Here is a 17,970-nt window from a genome sequence, read left to right as displayed (position 1 = left end):
CTCCGACGCCAGAGGTCCACGAACGCCGTCCGGGCGACGGGCGGGCGACGCGATCCACCCGCACGACCCGAACCCCCCATAGAGGGACGTTACGCCCACGCGGCGGCACGTGCCCGAGCACGGACGGCCCCCGGCGGCTCGCCCTCGGCGCGCGACGCCGGCGACTGGCCGCCCACGTGCTCTCCCGTGGAGCCGCGCGCGTGTCCGTCCCACCGCCCGCGCGCCCCGTAGGGCCGCCGAGGGCGAGAATCCGAGTACGGACGGCCCGGCGCCACACCTTCACGCCCCTCCCGCGAACAGCTCCCCCCGCGCCGACTCCCCCGCCGTCAGCAGGGCGCCGCTCAGGACCGCGGTGCCTCCGAGGGTGCCCGCACGCACCTGCGTCCGCAGCGGTGAGAGGCGGGCGACCTTCGCCTCGACGCGTGCTGCCAGCGGTTCGCCGCCCGCGTGTCCGGTCTCGCCACCGAGAACGACGCAGCCGGGGTCCAGAACCGCGGCGACCGCGGCGGCGCCGAGGGCCAGGCGGTCGGCGAGGGCGTCGAGGAAGTCGTGGCGGTCCTCGGCGACGGCTGTCCGTACGGTGTCCGCCGCAACCGCGCCGGCGAGACCGTACCGCTGTGCGAGTTCGCGGATGGCCGCCGCCCCGGCCAGCGAGTGGAAGCCGCCCGCGCAGTCGACGGCCGAGGGGATGCCCGCGGTTCCCGGTACCGGGAGGAAGCCGATCTCGCCCGCACCGCCGGACACCCCCCTGCGCAGCCGGCCGTCCAGGAAGATGCCGGCGCCGACTCCGTGGCCCAGCCAGAGGAAGGCGAAGGAGTCACGGTCGCGCGCGGCGCCGAGGCGCTGTTCGGCGACGGCCGCGAGGTTGGTCTCGTTCTCGACGATCACCCGGGCGGGCAGCCGCTCCTGGAGGGCGGCCACGAGCATGCGGTGCCAGGCCGGAAGGCCGGTGGTGTCGCGGAGTTCGCCGGTGGACGGGTCGATGAGACCGGGCGCGCCGACGCAGACGCTGTGCAGGGTGGCGGCCCCCGCGCCCCTGGCCGTGCGCTCCACAAGGGCGGCTGCGCGCTCCACGGCCGGGCCGGACTCGTCGGCGTCGCCGATCGGCAGGGACGCCTCGGCGAGGCGCGTGCCGAGCAGGTCCGCGACGGCCACGGACACGCTGTCGGTGCGCACGTCGAGCGCCGCGAGATGTGCGCGGTCGGCGACGATCCCGTACAGCCGGGCGTTCGGACCTCTGCGGTCGGCGCCCGCCTCGCCGACCACTTGGATGAGCCCGGACTCCTGCAGGCGCTCCACCAGGTCGGCGACGCTGGGCCGGGAGAGGCCGGTCATGGTCTTCAGCTGGCCTGCCGTCAACGGGCCCTTTTGCTGGAGGAATTCCAGGGCGAGCCGGTCGTTGATGGTCCGGGCAGTACTCGGGGATGCGGGCATGCCGGAATCCTCCCAGACGAAAAGCGCTCAACTATCAGGCAGGTTTCCTGATAGTTTACCTCTCACGTTCTCGGGGAGGGGTGTCCGCATGGTCCGCATGTCCGGCGAATCGACGGTGGGTTTCCGGCAGGTGAGGCGCGCGCGCTTCGCCGTGGCCGCCGTCTTCTGTGTGCACGGAGCGGTGACCGGCAGCTTCGCGACCCGCATTCCGTGGATCCAGGACCACGCCGGAGCGAGCGCCGGCCAGCTCGGCCTCGCCCTCGCCTTCCCGGCGCTCGGCGCTTCCGTGGCGATGCCGCTGGCCGGAGCCGTCAGCCACCGCTTCGGCGCCCGCACGGCGCTGCGCGGTCTGCTCGCACTGTGGACCCTGAGCCTGACCCTGCCGGCGTTCGCACCCGACCTGCTCACCCTGTGCGGGGCGCTCTTCGTCTTCGGGGCGACTGCGGGCATGTCCGACGTGGCGATGAACGCGCTGGGCGTGGAGATCGAGAACCGCCTCGACCGGTCCATCATGTCCGGGCTGCACGGCATGTGGAGCGCGGGCGCACTCATCGGCTCGGCGGGCGGCACCGTCGCCGCCCACCTGGGCAGCGACGCCCGGCTGCACCACACACTGGCGGCCCTGACGCTGACCGCCCTCGGCCTGATCGCCTGCCAGGGCGTGCTGAACGTGCGCGTCTCCGCCGGGGAGGAGCCGCCGCCGCGGTTCGCGCTGCCTCCGAAGTCGGCACTGGCCATCGGCGCGGTCGGCTTCTGCGCGGTTTTCGCGGAGGGGGCGAGCCTGGACTGGTCGGCGGTCTACCTCCGTGACGTCCTGGACACCTCGCCGGGCCTCGCGGCCGCGTCCACCACGGCATTCGCACTGACGATGGCCGTGGCGCGGTTCGCCGGCGACCGGATCGTGGACCGCTTCGGGCCGGTGCGGACGGTGCGGACCGGCGGAGTGCTGGCAACGATCGGCGGGCTGCTGGTGGTGCTGGCCCCGCATCCGGCACTCGCCATGTCCGGCTTCGCGCTCATCGGCCTCGGTGTCGCCGTGGTCGTGCCGCTGGCCTTCGCGGCGGCCGGGCGGAGCGGGCCGAACCCGAGCCAGGCGATCGCCGGTGTCGCCACGATCACCTACACCTCCGGCCTGATCGCCCCGTCGGCGATCGGCGCGGTCGCCGACGCGACGAGCCTGATGGTGTCGTTCGGCCTGGTGACGCTGCTCGCCGTGGGCCTGGTGCTGGGCGCCGGTGTGCTGCGCTCGGCCGGGCGGCAGACCGTGAAGGCCGACAAGTCCGCACCGGCGGTGCACGACCCTCGGCTCTGAACCACCCGCCCCAGGAAGCGGGCCCGCAGCATGCCCGGGTCCGACCCGACGAGGACCCGGCACCCCCGCGCACGTCACGGCGCGGTACGCGAGCGGAAACCGGAAACCGCACGTGCGGCGCAACCCTTCCATCAGCCCTTGATCACTCCCAGAAGGATCCGAGGGGGCAGGGAGCAGCGTGCCGGGACCACTACCATTGACGCCGATCGTTGACGACTGGACGAAACGGAGCGGCCCGTGAACCTCGGCGTGCGCTGGACTCTGCACGGCGACGGGCGGACCCCCGCTCCCGGTGCCGTCGTGCGCCCCGACGAGCGGCTGTCCTGGCCCCGTACCGCGGGCCTCGGTGCTCAGCACGTGGTCGCGATGTTCGGAGCGAGTTTCGTCGCTCCGGTGCTGATGGGGCTCGACCCGAACCTCGCGATCATGATGTCCGGCGTCGCGACCGTGATCTTTCTGCTCGCCACCCGCGGCAAGGTGCCCAGCTATCTCGGCTGCTCGCTCTCGTTCGTCGGAGTGGCCGCCACCATCCGGGCCACCGGCGGCGACAGTGCCACCGTGACCGGCGCGGTACTGGTCGTCGGCGCCGCGCTCTTCCTCGCCGGCCTGGCCGTACGGCGCTTCGGCGCGCGGGTCATCCACGCCACGATGCCGCCGATCGTCACCGGCGCCGTCGTCATGCTGATCGGCTTCAACCTGGCGCCGGTGACCGCCTCGACGTACTGGCCGCAGGACCAGTGGACCGCCCTGCTGGTCATGCTCTTCACCGGACTCGCGGTGGTCTGCCTGCGCGGCTTCTTCTCCCGTGTCGCGATCTTCCTCGGGCTGATCTTCGGCTACGTCCTCTCCTGGGCACTGGACCGGGTCTTCGGGAAGATCCACTCCCCCCTGGGCGGTGCGGAGGCCGTGGACCACTGGCGGCTGGACCTGTCCGGTGTCGGCCGGGCCGACTGGATCGGCCTGCCGTCGTTCCACGCACCGAGCTTCGAGTGGTCGGCGATCCTGGTCGCCCTGCCCGTGGTCATCGCGCTCATCGCGGAGAACGCCGGGCACGTCAAGGCGGTCGGCGAGATGACCGGCGACCCGCTCGACGACGAGCTGGGCACCGCGATCGCCGCCGACGGCGCCGCCTCCATGCTCTCCACCGCCGTCGGCGGACCCCCGAACACCACGTACTCCGAGAACATCGGCGTCATGGCCGCCACCCGTGTCTACTCCACGGCCGCCTACTGGGCGGCGGCCGGCTTCGCCCTGCTGTTCGGTCTGTGCCCCAAGTTCGGGGCGGTCGTCGCCGCCATCCCCGGCGGTGTGCTCGGCGGCATCACCGTCATCCTCTACGGCATGATCGGGCTGCTCGGCGCGCAGATCTGGATCAACGCCAAGGTGGATCTGCGCAATCCGCTGAACCTGGTGCCGGCCGCCGCGGGCATCATCATCGGCGTGGGCGGCGTCAGCCTGAAGGTCACCGACAACTTCGAGCTCGGCGGTATCGCGCTCGGCACCCTGGTCGTCATCACCGGCTACCACGTGCTGCGCGCCTTCGCTCCCGCGCACATGAAGGAGCGGATGCAGGAGGAGGAGCCCCTGCTGGACGCCGGGACCTCCTCCTACGGCGCCGGGTCGGGCGGCGTGCAGGAAAGCGGCCGGGCCGGGGCCGACAGCCGGGGGTCCGGCCGGTAGCCGCTGCAAAAACGTCCCTCTTTCCGGGGAAGCCCCGGGCCCGTCTCCACGCGAACGGGCCCGGGGCTGGCACCCTTCCCCCATGGCGCAGACGGAACAGTTCGCGGTGCGGGCGGCCCACGGTCCTTCCCCGGTCGGGTCCGTGGTGGAGCGGATGCGCTCACTGCGTTCAGCACTGCCCCCGACGGACGGGCTCGCGGTGTTCAACCGGGTCTACCTCACGGTCACCGAGGAGTTCGCCCGGCATGCCGAGGGCGGGCACTTCACCGACCGGACCGCCGCCGACACACTGGCCGTGGTCTTCGCCCGCCGCTATCTGGCGGCCGTGGACACCGCGGCGGCGGGCGGGCGGCCGCCCGCCTGCTGGCGGCCGCTGTTCCAGTACCGCCGCCATCCCGGCGTACGGCCGCTGCAGTTCGCGCTCGCCGGGATCAACGCCCATATCGGGCACGACCTGGCCCTCGCGGTCGTGGACACCTGCCGTGTGCTCGGCCGTGAACCGGCCGGCCTGGAAAGCGGGTTCGACCGTGTCGGCGACATCCTCGTGCAGTTGGAGGAGCACATCCGCGAGGACGTGATGCCCGGCCCCGACCTGCTCCAGATCGCCGATCCGCTGACCCACCTGGTCGGCGCCTGGAGTCTCGAACGGGCCCGCGACAGCGCCTGGTCGGCGGCGCGGCTGCTGTGGGGGCTGAGGGACCTGCCCGACCTGGCCGAGGAGTTCACCGAGCGGCTGGACGCCGGTGTCGGCCTGGTCGGGCGCTGCCTGCTGACGCCCTGGCGCTGAGGGGCAGGCCCTCAGTCCTCCGGCAGTTCCACCGGCGCGATCTCGTCGTACAGGTCGCCCGGGCCCGGGTTCGCCGGGTCGGTCGTACCGCCGAAGTGGGCCATCACGCCCCACACGGCGTTGAGCGCGGTCTGCACGGCGCCCTCCGCCCAGCCCGCCGTCCACGAGATGTCGTCGCCGGCGAGGAAGATGCCGCGCTTGTCCTCGGGCAGCCGGTCCTGCATGAAGTGGGTGAACAGCCGGCGCTGGTAGCGGTAGTGGCCGGGCAGGTTGGCCTTGAACGCGCCCATGAAGTAGGGCTCGTTCTCCCATGACACCGTCACCGGGTTGCCGATGACGTGGCTGCGGATGTCGACGTTCGGGTAGATCTCGCCGAGCGACTTGAGCATGACCTCCATCCGCTCGTTCGCGGACAGCGGCAGCCACTTCAGACTGTCGTCGCACCACGTGTACGAGAGGCAGATGACGGCCGGCTCGTCCGGTCCGTTGTCCAGCAGGTAGGTGCCGCGGGTCATCCGGTCGGTCAGGGTCATCGACATGGTGTCGCGCCCGGTGATCTCGTCCTTGTCGAGCCAGAACGGCCGGTCCACCGGCACGAACAGCTTGGACGACTCCATGTAGTGGGTGCGCTCCATCGCCGTCCAGTGGTCGATGGGGAACAGCTCGTCGTCACAGGCGATCTTCGAGAGCAGCAGCCACGACTGGGCTGTGAAGATCGCCGCCCGGTAGGTACGGATGTCGCCCGACGCGTCCGTCACGGTGATCCGGTTGCCCGCCGTACGGTTCAGCCGGGTCACGGCGGGGCGGGGCGTGCCCTCGTGCAGCGACGACAGTGAGGTGCCGAGGGGCCAGTGGACGAGCTTCTGGGGCTCGCGCTCCCAGAGGCGCAGCGGCAGCTGCTGGCTGCCCTCGACGATGCCGCGGTGGTGGTCGTCGGCCTCGGAGTAGACGACCCGCAGGATCTCCAGGATGGAGTTGGGGAAGTCGGTGTCCCAGCCACCGGTGCCGAAACCGACCTGGCCGAAGATCTCCCGGTGCCGGAAGGACTTGAACGCCTCGGAGTCGCAGAGGAAGCCGTAGAAGGTCTGGTTGTCCAGCTTCTCGACGAGCCTGGCCCAGATCTCGCGGATACGCGGGACGTCGCGCTCCCGCATGGCCTGGTTCATGTCGGAGAAGTCGGCGCCTTCCTCCAGGCAGGCGTTCCACGCGTTCATGACGTCGCGGTAGACCTGCGGCAGGTCGTCGATGGTCTTCGCGTAGTGCGACTCGCCCTTGAGGTCGACGACGGTCGACGGCGTGGCGGGGGCGAGCGGGTTGGGGAACGGCGCGGTGGTCAGGCCCACCAGGTCGATGTAGTGCTGGAGCGCCGTGGAGGAGGGCGGGAAGCGCATCGCGCCCATCTCGGCGGTCAGCCCGCCGGTGCCGGTGCCCTCGAAGCCGACGGTACGCAGTCGGCCGCCGATCCGGTCGGCCTCGTAGACGAAGGGCTTCAGGCCCATCTTCATCAGTTCGTACGCGGCGACGATGCCGGAGAGGCCGCCGCCGATGACGGCGACCTCGGCGCCGTGCTCGGTGGCCGGTATCTGGCCCAGACCCGCGGGGTGGGCCAGGAAATCGTCGTAGGCGTACGGAAAATCCGGACCGAACATGGTGATCGGCGGCTGCGTGTCGCTGTGCTGGACGGCGGTGGTGGGCACCGTGGACGTCATGGGGTACGGACTCCTTGCACGAACTCGATGAAGCAGGGGGTGAGGCAGAGGGAAGGGACGTCGGCGTCAGTTCAGCGAGCCGTACAGCCCCGGGCGGCGGTCCCGCAGATACGGGTTGGCCTCCCGCGAGGCGCCGAGCAGCACGGAGTCGACGTCGCCGATCACGAGCTCCTCACCGCGCCCGGCACGGGCGCGGGCCGTCCCGTCGGGACCGGCGAGGCAGCTGAGGCCGGTGAACTCGAACTCCCCCTCGTACCCGGTCCGGTTCGCGTACGCGATGTAGAGCTGGCTCTCGAACGCCCGGACGGGCACGAGGGACTCGGCCACGAAGGGGAAGGGATGCATCAGCGCGGTGGGGACGAGCAGGAGGTCGGTGCCGGCCAGGGCGTGGGCCCGGACGTTCTCCGGGAACTCCACGTCGTAGCAGATCAGCATGCCGATGCGGACGCCGTCGAGTTCGGCCTGGACGACCGGCTCGTCGCCCGGGGTGAACCACCGCTCCTCGAAGGCGCCGAAGAGGTGCGTCTTGCGGTAGTTCGCGAGCCGGTCGCCGGACGCGTCGATCAGCTGGGCGGAGTTGTGGATCACCCCTTGGCCTTCGGACGGAGGGACCCCCGTCCCGCTTCGCTCGCCCGCGCGCTCGGGGTAGCCGTAGTGCACCGCGATGCCGTGGCGTACCGCGATCTCCGCGACCGCGGCCGCGCCCGGCCCGTCCGCCGGTTCGGCCAGCACCGGTACGTCGTCCCCGATCGCGTACCCGGTCAGGAACATCTCGGGGCAGACGAGCAGCCCCGCGCCGGCCCCGGCTGCCCGGCCCGCGGCCTCGTCCAGCACCTTCAGGTTCTCGGCGACCGAGCCCGGTCGGCCGGAACTCTGGAGCAGTGCGGTGCGCAGGGGCATGGGTGACCTCGGGCATGGGGCGGGTGAAAGGGAGACGCCTATGACGGTACGGTCAGGCACTCGACCGGGACAAGGCGCGAGCGTTGCGCACGGGCGGGCGATCCGTTGCGTCGTGGTGGCGGGATCCGACGATTCGTTGCACGGGCTCGGGTCCCGGGCCCTTTCCCCACCCGCCCCTTCCCGACCCGGGGTCCGGGCCCGGGGTCCGCTTACCGGGGCTCCCGGGCGGAGCACGGCGGCCACGACCGCCCGCAGCCGCTGTTCGACCGGATTCAGCCGGATGTCGGCGCGGCCGGCCCGCCGGGCACGCGTAGCTCCTCGCTCCAGGCGTCCGCCGACACCCCCGCGCCTCGATCCTTGGCGGAACCGGTGCCCTGCCGGTCTCGTCGGGCTCCGCCCCGGAGCCCCATGCCTCCGACTCCCCCTGCGCCCTGACGGACGCGGGAGGTACCACCCGCGAGGCTGTACGTGCCCCCGCCGTTGAACCTGGTTTCGCGGAGCGATCCCGCCGCCGGGCATCTCCGGCCCGGCCGGCGATCGAGGCCACCGAGCGAAGCGCGGTGCGGGAGTCCGGGGCGGAGCCTCGACGACACCGCGGGAAGCGCGGTGACAGGGTCCGGGCGCGGCCCGGCTTCGGGAAGGGACGGGGCGGGGACGAGCCCCGCGCGGCGGTACGGGCGCTGGCGGATTACGCCGGCGCCCCCGACGAGAAGCGCCGCAGCAGCGGCGACAGCACCAGCACCGACTTCGTGCGTTCCACGAACGGCTCGCCCGCGATCCGCTCGAGAACCCGCTCGAAGTGCCGCATGTCGGAGGCGAAGACCTGGACGATCGCGTCCGCCTCACCGGTCACGGTGGACGCGGACGCGACCTCCGGGTAGCGCTTCAGGCCGCGCTCGATCGCCTCCGGCGACGTGTTGCGGCTGCAGTAGATCTCGATGAACCCCTCGGTCGCCCAGCCGAGCGCCTTGGGATCGACCCGTACGGTGAAGCCCGTGATGGCGCCTTCTGCCCGTAGCCGGTCCACCCGGCGCTTCACCGCCGGGGCGGACAGCCCCACCATCGTGCCGATGTCGGCGTAGGAGCGGCGGGCGTCCTCCGCCAGGGCGTGGACGATCCGCTCGTCGAGGTCGTTCAGCAACTTTCACACCATGCTCGGTCCGTGCCGGGGAACGACGTTCCCCGGTCAGGACAGTATCCATCAGGACACGTGGGACATCGTCCTCGCGCGGTCACCGCAGCGCGGACCGGCGCATGCCGTAGCCGAAGTAGACCGCGAGGCCCGCCGCCATCCAGACGCCGAACACGATCCACGTGACGGTGTCGAGGCTGAACATCATCCACACGCAGAACGCGAAGCCGAGCACCGGGAACAGCGGCGACAACGGCACCCGGAAGGTGCGCTTCATCTCCGGCCGGGTCCGTCGCAGCACGACGACGGCCACGTTGACCAGGGCGAACGCGAAGAGCGTACCGATGCTGGTGGCATCGGCCAGCTGTCCGAGGGGGACCGCGGCGGCGAGCACGCCGCAGAACAGCGAGACGATCACCGTGTTGGCGCGCGGCGCGCCGCTCTTCTTGTGCACCCGGGAGAACACCTTCGGCACCAGGCCGTCACGCGACATCGCGAACAGGATGCGCGTCTGCCCGTACAGCACGGTCAGCACGACGCTGGCGATGGCGATGACGGCACCGGCGGCGAGGAGCACGGCCCAGAAGCTCTGGCCGGTGACGTCCTCCATGATTCCGGCCAGCGCGGCCTCCGAGTCGCCGAAGCCCTCCCAGGGACGGGCTCCGACGGCGACGGCAGCGACCAGGACGTAGAGCGTGGTGACGATCAGCAGAGACAGCATGATGGCGCGTGGCAGGTCCCGCTGCGGGTTCTTCGCCTCCTCGCCTGCCGTGGAGGCGGCGTCGAAACCGATGTACGAGAAGAACAGCGAGGCTCCGGCGGCGCTGACACCGGCCATGCCGAGCGGCATGAAGTTCTCGTAGTTGCCGCTGCGGAAGCCCTGGACGCCGACGGCGCAGAAGAGCACCAGCGCGGCGACCTTGACGACGACCATGATCGTGTTGGCGCGTGCGCTCTCGCGGGCACCGCCGAGCAGGAAGACCATGGCGAGGAGCACCACGATCAGCGCCGGCAGGTTGAAGAAGCCACCGTCGCCGGGCGGAGCGGAGATCGCGTCGGGGATGGTGACGCCGATGGTGCCGGCGAGCAGTTCGTTGACGTACTCGCCCCAGCCCACCGCGACCGCGGCGACGGAGACCCCGTACTCGAGGATGAGGCACCAGCCGCAGACCCAGGCGACGAGTTCGCCCATGGTGGCGTACGCGTACGAGTAGGAGGAGCCGGCGACCGGGATGGTGCCGGCCAGTTCCGCGTACGACAGGGCGGAGAAGAGGGCGGTCAGGCCGGCGATCACGAACGAGACGGTGACGGCGGGGCCCGCCTCGGGGACCGCTTCGCCGAGGACGACGAAGATGCCGGTGCCGAGTGTGGCGCCGATGCTGATCATGGTCAGCTGCCACATGGACAGCGAGCGGCGGAGCGCACCGCCTTCGCCCTCGGCGACCAGGCGTTCGACCGGCTTGCGCCGCATCAGACGGGAGCCGGGCACTCGGGGCTTGTCCGGCGACGGCTCGGTCGTGGGTGGCGCTGCGCCGTGGTCCAGCACGTGAGGGCTCCTTCATCGCTGCGGGTCGGCGGGGGCGGCCCTGCGGCGGCCCGCGGACAGGCGGAAGAAGCCCGCGCATGGGTGAGGGAACCGCCGAGCCGGCGGTCACCGCCACTCCTGGTACGGGGGTCGAGCCTACGAGTCTGCTGGTCACAGCCGTAATGCATCGTTGTTGCGCATCGGCGGCCGATCATTGCGCGCTGCCGGGAGCCACGGGGAAACATTGCGCTCCGACGTAAGGGACCCTCGCCTCCGCATCAGCCGGGCGTGCCGCGGCCCCTGGGGAACCCGGGCGCGGGACACTCGGGGCGGCACGACGGGACATGGCCCGTTCGCGACGTTGATACTTCTGCGACTTCTGGGTATGCGAGCCGTGATGAACGCACAGCCGCAGGTGGTGATCGAGGAATCGCCGCACGAGGAGAGCAGGCACAGCGCGGGCGCCCGTACGGCCGCCGCGGAGTTTCTGCTGCAGCACTGTCCCTGGGTCGACCCGGACGCGGTGCTGCTGGTCGTCTCCGAACTCGTCACCAACGCCGTGCGCCACACCGCCGGCTGGTGGCGGCTGCGCCTCACGGCGGGACACGACATGCTGCTCGTGCAGATGGACGACTCCAGCCCGCAGCCGCCCATCGCCCGGGAGCCGGATTTCGCGGGCGGCGGCGGATTCGGCTGGCACATGGTGCAGCGGCTCGCCGGCCGTGTCGAGGTCCGTCAACTCCCCTGCGGCAAGAGCATCCAGGCGACGTGGGAGCGCCAGGCGACGTCCACCACGGCCTACTGAAGGAACGTCACGGCGCGGCCGAGGGGTCCGAGCCGGCACAACGCCCGAGGCCCGGACGACGCCCGCGCCGGCACAGCTCGGTCGCCACGATCCGAACCGGACGACGCCCGCGCCGACACAACGCCGACACGGCACAGAAGCGCGACACAGAAGCGGCGTCCTGCCCGGGCAGGACGCCGCTTCTGCCCGTGGGGGGCATTGGTATCGGTCTCCCGGAGCCACGCGGCGTCCGCCGCCGGGCCGGGGTTCCGGAGGATGTCCGCCGCGGGCGGCGGGCCCGCTCGGTCACTCCACCACGAGCAGCCCTTCACGCAGCCGTCCGGTGATCCGCGACAGCAGCCGGGACACATGCATCTGGGACACGCCCAGCTCCTCGCCGATCTCCGACTGTGTCATCTCCGCGCCGAACCTCATCTGCAGGATCCGCCGGTCGCGGTCGTCGAGCTCCTCGATGAGAGGCTTGAGCGCCTGCACGTTCTCCGCCGTCTCCAGCTCGGCGTCCGGCTCGCCGAGCCGGTCGGACAGCGGCACCGCCGCGTGGTCCGACGCGTCGTCCATGGGCATGTCGATGGAACCGGCCGTGTAGCCGTTGCTCGCGACCACGCCCTCGATGACCTCTTCCTCGTCCAGGCCGAGGTGCTCCGCGAGTTCCGCGGTGGTGGGTGTGTGGTCCAGCTTCTGGGAGAGCTCGTCCACGGCCTTGGCCAGGTCGATCCGCAGCTCCTGGAGCCGGCGCGGCACGTGCACGGCCCAGCTCGTGTCGCGGAAGAACCGCTTGATCTCTCCGACGATGTACGGGACGGCGAACGTCGCGAACTCCACCTCGCGGCTCAGTTCGAACCGATCGATCGCCTTGATCAGGCCGATCGTGCCGACCTGGACGATGTCCTCCATCTGCTCCGCACGGTTGCGGAAGCGGCCCGCCGCGTACTTCACCAGGGCCACATTGAGCTCGATGAGGGTGTTGCGCACGTACTGGTACTCGTGGGTGCCCTCCTCGAGGGAGGCGAGCCGCACGAAGAAGACTCTCGAGATCTCACGTGCGTCCTTCGGTGCAACCTCCCCCGGGTTCTCCACCACCGGGAGATCCAGCGCCGTCATGTCGGGGCGCTGCACTCCAGGCTGCGTGAGTTCGGTCGGGACCGTGCTCGCCGTGGACACTTCGTCCTCCCCTGCTCCGATGTCAGTGCGAAAGAGCGCTTACCCCGGTTCGCCGGGCACATGCGCATGAAGCGCAGTTGGCCGAAAACAACGAGGTCCGGCCCCCCACAGGTGTGAGGGGCCGGCCGACGTGACGTGCGGTCAGTTCCAGCTGGCGTGCAGGGGCTTGCCCTCCGCGTAGCCGGCGGCGCTCTGGATGCCCACGATCGCCTTCTCGGCGAACTCCTCGAGGGAGCCCGCTCCGGCGTAGGTGCACGAGGACCGGACGCCCGCGATGATCGAGTCGATCAGGTCCTCGACGCCCGGCCGGGCCGAGTCCAGGAACATCCGCGAGTGCGAGATCCCCTCCTCGAAGAGGCCCTTGCGGGCCCGGTCGTACGCGGACTCCTCGCTGGTCCGGTTGCGCACGGCACGCTTGGACGCCATGCCGAAGGACTCCTTGTACAGGCGCCCGTCGGGGGCCTGCTGGAGGTCGCCGGGGGACTCGTACGTCCCGGCGAACCACGACCCGATCATGACGTTGGACGCGCCGGCGGCCAGCGCCATGGCCACGTCGCGCGGGTGCCGGACGCCACCGTCCGCCCAGACGTGCTTGCCGAACTTCTTCGCCTCAGCGGCGCATTCCAGAACGGCGGAGAACTGCGGCCGGCCGACGCCGGTCATCATGCGGGTCGTGCACATGGCACCGGGGCCCACGCCTACCTTGACGATGTCCGCGCCGGCCTCGATCAGATCGCGTACGCCCTCGGCGGCGACGACGTTTCCCGCGACGATCGGCACCTGCGGGTCGAGCGCGCGCACGGCCTTGACCGCCGTGATCATCGACTCCTGGTGGCCGTGTGCCGTGTCGACGACGAGCGTGTCGACGCCCGCGTCGAGCAACTGCTTCGCCTTGCCCGCCACGTCGCCGTTGATGCCGACGGCGGCGGCGATGCGCAGCCTCCCCCCGTCGTCGACGGCGGGCGTGTAGAGGGTCGCGCGGAGCGCGCCCTTGCGGGTGAGCACACCGGCCAGCTTGCCCTCGCCGTCGACGGCGGGGGCATAGCGCCGGTTGGCGCCGTCGAGGATGTTGAACGCCTCGCGCGGGTCGATGTCCGCGTCGAGCAGCAGCAGGTCCTTCGACATGACCTCGGACAGCTGCGTGAAGCGGTCGACCCCGGCCAGGTCGTGGTCGGTGACGATGCCCACGGGGCGGCGGTCCTCGTCCACGACGACGCCGGCGCCGTGCGCCCGCTTCGACAGCAGGGACAGCGCGTCGGCGACGGTCTGGTGGGGCGCCAGGACGATCGGGGTGTCCAGCACGTGGTGGCGGGTCTTCACCCAGGAGATGACCTCGGTGACGACCTCGATCGGGATGTCCTGGGGGATGACGACGAGGCCGCCGCGGCGGGCGACGGTCTCGGCCATCCGGCGGCCGGCGATGGCCGTCATATTGGCCACGACCAGCGGCACGGTCGTGCCGGTCCCGTCCGGGGCGGCGAGGTCCACGCCCTGCCGCGAGCCGACGGCCGAGCGGCTCGGCACCATGAACACATCGTCGTACGTGAGGTCGTACGGCGGCTTGATGTCATTGAGGAAACGCACGTGCTTAGCATCCCAGTCGATCGGAGTCGGCCCCCCGACGATGCGGCCGGAGGAAATCGCACGTACTTCATTCTCCCATGCCGGCGCCCCTGACCGTCCCGGGACAATCGTCCAGGTCAGCGGGGGTGGCTTGGTCCGATCGCACAAGAAGCCGCGCGCGGACGGCCCGCCGCTACCGGCCCGACGCGATGCCCTGGTCGTCCGGGTCCGCCCGCTCCAGCGCCGGGCGCGGATTCGGGGACGCGGCGAGCAGCAGATCGGCGGCGGCCGTGTCCGTCACCAGGCTGGTGACCAGTCCGGAGCGGAGCACGGCGGCGATGGCCTCAGCCTTGCGCGGCCCGCCCGCGATGGCGACGACCTCGGGGATCCGGCGCAGCCGGTCGGCCTCGACGGTGATGCAGCGCTCGCCGAGGTCTCGGCCGACCCGGCGGCCGTGGGTGTCGAAGAGGTGGGCGGACATCTCCGCCGCCACGCCGAGCGAGGCGTAGTGTGCGCGCTCCTCGTCCGACAGCATGTCGTGGACCGTGGAGATGCCGGGCTCCCAGGAGCCGATCGAGACGCAGGCGACGGTGACCTTGTCGAAGTACTCGAAGGCCCGCGCGATACCGGTCTGGTGGCGCAGGGCAGCGGCCGTCGCGGGGTCGGGCAGCAGCATCGGGGCGTAGATGGGGTGCGCCTCGCCGCCCGACACCTGGGCCGCTCTTCGCACCGCCTCGACCGAGCCGCGCTCTGCGGTGCCGGCGTCGTACACGCCGGTGAGCTGGACGACCGTGCACGGCGGCAGCCGGTCGAGGGCGGCGGCCATGTGGATGGTGGAGCGGCCCCAGGCCAGGCCCAGCACATCGCCCTCGTCGACCAGCTCGCCGAGCAGGTCGGCGGCCACCTCGCCCAGATTCTCCGGGTCGGGCGACTCGTCGGCGCCCTCGGCCGGGGACTCGACGACGACCGCGTGCCGCAGACCGTAGTGGGCGCGCAGCGCGTCGGAGCGCTCCGCGTCCAGTTCCGCGGGGACGCGGATCTCGATCCGGACCAGATCACGCTCGAGCGCCGTCTCCAGGACCCTCGCGACCTTGAAACGGCTGACGCCGAACTCCTCCGCGATCTGGATCTTGGACTTGCCCTCGAGGTAGAAGCGGCGGGCCATGGCCGCCGCCTGTACAAGCTCGGCGGGTCCCATCCGCAGGGCAGACCGTCCCGCCGACCTAGCAGACACCGCGATCTCCTCACTGCTGTTCATGCCGTACACAGTTCACTACCGCTGCACACACTCCGGACCCGCCATCCTGTCAGATCCGTCCCTCCTTGATCAGCCCCGCTGGGCCAACATCGGTTGAACAGGGCGCCGTCGTCTTCAGTGGGCGCAGGCCCAGGGAGCGGAGGCGGTCACCGCGGCCGCCTGGTCACGCAGCTTCCGCACCGCCGCTGCGGGGTCTTCCGCGCCGTAGACCGCGGAGCCGGCCACGAACACATCCGCGCCGGCTTCCGCGCACCGCTCGATGGTCGATGACGACACCCCGCCGTCGACCTGCAGCCACAGCTGAAGCCCGTGCTTGGAGACCAGCTCACGGGTGCGGCGGATCTTCGGCAGCATGATGTCGAGGAACGCCTGACCTCCGAAGCCGGGCTCCACCGTCATGATCAGGAGCATGTCGAGCTCGGGAAGCAGGTCCTCGTAGGGTTCGATCGGGGTGGCCGGCTTCAGCGCCATCGAGGCCCGCGCGCCTTTCGCCCGGATCTCGCGCGCCAGCCGTACCGGAGCGGCCGCTGCCTCGACGTGGAACGTGACGGACCCCGCCCCGGCCTCGACGTACTGAGGGGCCCAGCGGTCCGGGTCCTCGATCATCAGATGGCAGTCCAGCGGGGTGTCCGTCGCCTTGGCGAGCGACTCCACGACCGGCACGCCCAGGGTCAGATTGGGCACGAAGTGGTTGTCCATCACGTCGACGTGGAGCCAGTCGGCACCCTCGACGGCCTTGGCCTCTTCCGCCAGGCGGGAGAAGTCCGCGGAGAGAATGCTGGGATTGATCTGAACGGCCATGCGCCAAGACTGCCATGCCCTCGGCCGGTTCCCGGCCCCGGGACCGCAATCGGCCCGGGCCAAGGAGGGACCGGACCGCTCCAGTCCATCCCAATCCCGGTGATTTCGTTCGTGACCCCCACGGAGCCGCGCTCGGTCCCGGCGACGGCCGCAGTCGTCCGCACGCCGGGACTCGTCGCGACGGTCTGCAAGTACCGGGCGGCGCACCGACCGGCCCCGAGCGGATCAACCTGGTGGCGCGCCGACGCGGGCCCGGCGCTCTGCGCCCCCTGCCGGAGCCGTCCGGCTCCGGCGGACCGGCGTCGGCGCGAGCGCGCGCGGCCGGGGCCACGGCCGGACCAATGAGCGCACCCCGACGGCGTCGGCGCGAACGCGCGCGGCCCGGTCCTCGCCGTCCCGCCGGCCGGGCCGGGGCCGATGGGACGCCGCCCGGGTCGTCTCAGCCGGTGCGGCGCAGAAGGGCCAGGTACATGGCGTCCGTGCCGTGCAGATGCGGCCACAGCTGTACGTCGGGGCCGTCGCCGAGCGCGGGGACGCCGGGCATCAGCGGGCGGGCGTCCAGCAGTTCCGCGTCTGCCGCCGGGCCGCCGCGGCCACGCAGCACGTCGTCCACGACGACGCGTGTCTCCGCCAGATGCGGGGAGCAGGTCGCGTAGCCGACCACGCCGCCCACGCGTACGGCCTTCAACGCCTCGCGCAGCAGTTCGCGCTGGAGCGGGGCGAAGCCGTCCAGATCCTCCGGGCGCCGGCGCCAGCGGGCCTCCGGGCGGCGGCGGAGCGCGCCCAGACCCGTGCACGGGACGTCGACGAGCACCCGGTCGAAGGAGCCCTCACGCCACGGCGGACGCGTACCGTCGGCCGCGATCACCTGGTACGGGCCCGGGTTGCCGGCGAGCGCCCGCTCGACCAGCCTGGCCCGGTGCGGCTGCTTCTCCGAGGCCAGCAGCGAGGCGCCGCGGTCCGCCGCGAGGGCGCCGAGCAGCGCAGCCTTGCCGCCCGGACCGGCGCACCCGTCGAGCCAGCGCTCGTCACCGCCCTCCAGCGGCGCGTTCGCCAGGGCGATCGCCACGAGTTGGCTGCCCTCGTCCTGGACACCCGCCCGCCCGTCCCGCACGGCCTCGATGGCGCCCGGCTCACCGCCCTCGGCCAGCCGCACGGCGTACGGGGACCAGCGGCCGGGCAGTCCGGAGTCCTCGCCGAGGACGTCGAGCAGTTCGTCGGGGGTCGACCGGCCGGGCCGGGCGACCAGCGTGACCTCCGGCCGCTCGTTGTCGGCCTCCAGGAGGTCCTCGATGCCCGCGCGGCCCTCGCCGAGCGAGTCCCACAGCGCCGAGACGACCCACCTGGGGTGCGAGTGGACGACCGCGAGATGGTCCTCCGCGTCCTCCTCGTACGGCGGCGCGACCCGCTCCAGCCAGGCGTCCAGGTCGTGCTGCGAGATCTTGCGGAGCACGGCGTTCACGAACTTCGCGCGCCCGTCGCCGAGCACCACACGCGCCAGCTCCACGCTCGCGGAGACCGCCGCGTGGGTCGGGATCCGCGTGCCCAGCAGCTGGTGGGCACCGAGCGCGAGGACGTCCAGCACGGGCGGGTCGACCTCGCGCAGCGGCCGGTCGATGCAGGCGGCGATGATCGCGTCGTAGGTGCCCTGGCGGCGCAGCGTCCCGTACACCAGCTCGGTGGCCAGCGCCGCGTCCCGCCCGTCGAAGCCCTCCTTCTCCCGCGCCTTCCTCAGCAGCGGCGGCAGGACGAGGTTGGCGTAGGCGTCCCTCTCGTCGACGGCCCGCAGCACCTCGAAGGCGAGGATCCGCACGGGGTCCTTCTTGGGGCGCCGGTGCGGCTTGGGGGGACGCTGACGGGACTGCTCACTCACAAGGTGCTCCGCGTTCGAAGGGCTGATCCC

Annotated in this window: 14 protein-coding genes and 1 pseudogene; 4 read left to right on the top strand and 11 right to left on the bottom strand. The window is 71.8% G+C overall.

What is annotated here, in order from left to right:
* Window positions 1-279: 279 nt before the first annotated feature.
* Window positions 280-1,434 (bottom strand): ROK family transcriptional regulator, encoded by a 1,155-nt coding sequence (locus AB0903_RS02940; RefSeq protein ID WP_366698293.1) that lies wholly within the window; start codon window positions 1,432-1,434, stop codon window positions 280-282.
* 97 nt (window positions 1,435-1,531) lie between these two features.
* On the opposite strand from AB0903_RS02940, the gene AB0903_RS02935 reads away from it, so the two are divergent.
* From AB0903_RS02935 to AB0903_RS02925, 3 genes are all read left to right on the top strand, one after another.
* Window positions 1,532-2,746, top strand: a complete 1,215-nt coding sequence (locus AB0903_RS02935) for an MFS transporter (protein ID WP_366698424.1) — start codon at window positions 1,532-1,534, stop codon at window positions 2,744-2,746.
* 237 nt (window positions 2,747-2,983) lie between these two features.
* A complete protein-coding gene (locus AB0903_RS02930) occupies window positions 2,984-4,426 on the top strand; it encodes a solute carrier family 23 protein (RefSeq protein WP_366698291.1) in 1,443 nt (480 codons plus the stop codon).
* Window positions 4,427-4,508: 82 nt separating this feature from the next.
* Window positions 4,509-5,213: a DUF5995 family protein gene (locus AB0903_RS02925; protein ID WP_366698289.1), complete on the top strand. Its 705-nt coding sequence runs from the start codon at window positions 4,509-4,511 to the stop codon at window positions 5,211-5,213.
* 11 nt (window positions 5,214-5,224) lie between these two features.
* Here AB0903_RS02925 and AB0903_RS02920 read toward each other — a convergent pair whose 3' ends face one another.
* The 5 genes and pseudogenes from AB0903_RS02920 to AB0903_RS02900 form a co-directional block, all read right to left on the bottom strand.
* Window positions 5,225-6,922, bottom strand: a complete 1,698-nt coding sequence (locus AB0903_RS02920; RefSeq protein ID WP_366698287.1) for an NAD(P)/FAD-dependent oxidoreductase — start codon at window positions 6,920-6,922, stop codon at window positions 5,225-5,227.
* 66 nt (window positions 6,923-6,988) lie between these two features.
* The gene (locus AB0903_RS02915; RefSeq protein ID WP_366698422.1) at window positions 6,989-7,822 is read right to left on the bottom strand and encodes a carbon-nitrogen hydrolase family protein; all 834 of its coding nucleotides are present in this window, start codon (window positions 7,820-7,822) and stop codon (window positions 6,989-6,991) included.
* Between the two features lie 213 nt (window positions 7,823-8,035).
* Window positions 8,036-8,341 (bottom strand): annotated as a pseudogene (locus AB0903_RS02910) (SAV2148 family HEPN domain-containing protein); the annotation flags it as partial.
* 169 nt (window positions 8,342-8,510) lie between these two features.
* Entirely contained in the window at window positions 8,511-8,963 is a 453-nt protein-coding gene (locus tag AB0903_RS02905; RefSeq protein ID WP_366698285.1) for an Lrp/AsnC family transcriptional regulator, read from the bottom strand.
* Between the two features lie 91 nt (window positions 8,964-9,054).
* Window positions 9,055-10,500, bottom strand: coding sequence for an amino acid permease (locus AB0903_RS02900; protein WP_366698283.1), 1,446 nt, complete (start codon window positions 10,498-10,500; stop codon window positions 9,055-9,057).
* A gap of 376 nt (window positions 10,501-10,876) precedes the next feature.
* On the opposite strand from AB0903_RS02900, the gene AB0903_RS02895 reads away from it, so the two are divergent.
* Window positions 10,877-11,284 carry an ATP-binding protein gene (locus AB0903_RS02895; protein ID WP_366698281.1) on the top strand — a complete coding sequence of 136 codons (408 nt, stop codon included), beginning with the start codon at window positions 10,877-10,879 and terminating at the stop codon, window positions 11,282-11,284.
* Window positions 11,285-11,569: 285 nt separating this feature from the next.
* Here the strand turns inward: AB0903_RS02895 and AB0903_RS02890 are convergent, their stop codons facing one another.
* The 5 genes from AB0903_RS02890 to AB0903_RS02870 form a co-directional block, all read right to left on the bottom strand.
* Entirely contained in the window at window positions 11,570-12,385 is an 816-nt protein-coding gene (locus AB0903_RS02890) for an RNA polymerase sigma factor SigF (RefSeq protein ID WP_366698420.1), read from the bottom strand.
* A gap of 201 nt (window positions 12,386-12,586) precedes the next feature.
* Entirely contained in the window at window positions 12,587-14,029 is a 1,443-nt protein-coding gene (locus tag AB0903_RS02885) for a GuaB1 family IMP dehydrogenase-related protein (RefSeq protein ID WP_366698279.1), read from the bottom strand.
* A 172-nt stretch (window positions 14,030-14,201) separates the two neighbouring features.
* Window positions 14,202-15,266, bottom strand: coding sequence for a sugar-binding domain-containing protein (locus AB0903_RS02880; RefSeq protein ID WP_366698277.1), 1,065 nt, complete (start codon window positions 15,264-15,266; stop codon window positions 14,202-14,204).
* Window positions 15,267-15,380: 114 nt separating this feature from the next.
* A complete protein-coding gene (rpe, locus tag AB0903_RS02875) occupies window positions 15,381-16,067 on the bottom strand; it encodes a ribulose-phosphate 3-epimerase (protein WP_366698275.1) in 687 nt (228 codons plus the stop codon).
* A 439-nt stretch (window positions 16,068-16,506) separates the two neighbouring features.
* Complete coding sequence (locus AB0903_RS02870) at window positions 16,507-17,940, bottom strand: transcription antitermination factor NusB (RefSeq protein ID WP_366698273.1); 1,434 nt, start codon at window positions 17,938-17,940, stop codon at window positions 16,507-16,509.
* Window positions 17,941-17,970 lie beyond the last annotated feature (30 nt).

The organism is Streptomyces sp. NPDC048389 (assembly GCF_040706335.1).
Lineage (GTDB): Bacteria > Actinomycetota > Actinomycetes > Streptomycetales > Streptomycetaceae > Streptomyces.
The sequence above is the reverse complement of the archived record's forward strand: the minus strand, read 5'-3'. Positions and strand labels throughout refer to the sequence as shown.

Bases quoted from the DNA above. Each gene is read 5' to 3' on its own strand.
- AB0903_RS02940 (WP_366698293.1), bottom strand. From the start codon at position 1,434: ATGCCCGCATCCCCGAGTACTGCCCGGACCATCAACGACCGGCTCGCC.
- AB0903_RS02935 (WP_366698424.1), top strand. From the start codon at position 1,532: ATGTCCGGCGAATCGACGGTGGGTTTCCGGCAGGTGAGGCGCGCGCGC.
- AB0903_RS02925 (WP_366698289.1), top strand. From the start codon at position 4,509: ATGGCGCAGACGGAACAGTTCGCGGTGCGGGCGGCCCACGGTCCTTCC.
- AB0903_RS02920 (WP_366698287.1), bottom strand. From the start codon at position 6,922: ATGACGTCCACGGTGCCCACCACCGCCGTCCAGCACAGCGACACGCAG.
- AB0903_RS02915 (WP_366698422.1), bottom strand. From the start codon at position 7,822: ATGCCCCTGCGCACCGCACTGCTCCAGAGTTCCGGCCGACCGGGCTCG.
- AB0903_RS02895 (WP_366698281.1), top strand. From the start codon at position 10,877: ATGAACGCACAGCCGCAGGTGGTGATCGAGGAATCGCCGCACGAGGAG.
- AB0903_RS02890 (WP_366698420.1), bottom strand. From the start codon at position 12,385: ATGACGGCGCTGGATCTCCCGGTGGTGGAGAACCCGGGGGAGGTTGCA.
- AB0903_RS02880 (WP_366698277.1), bottom strand. From the start codon at position 15,266: ATGAACAGCAGTGAGGAGATCGCGGTGTCTGCTAGGTCGGCGGGACGG.
- rpe (WP_366698275.1), bottom strand. From the start codon at position 16,067: ATGGCCGTTCAGATCAATCCCAGCATTCTCTCCGCGGACTTCTCCCGC.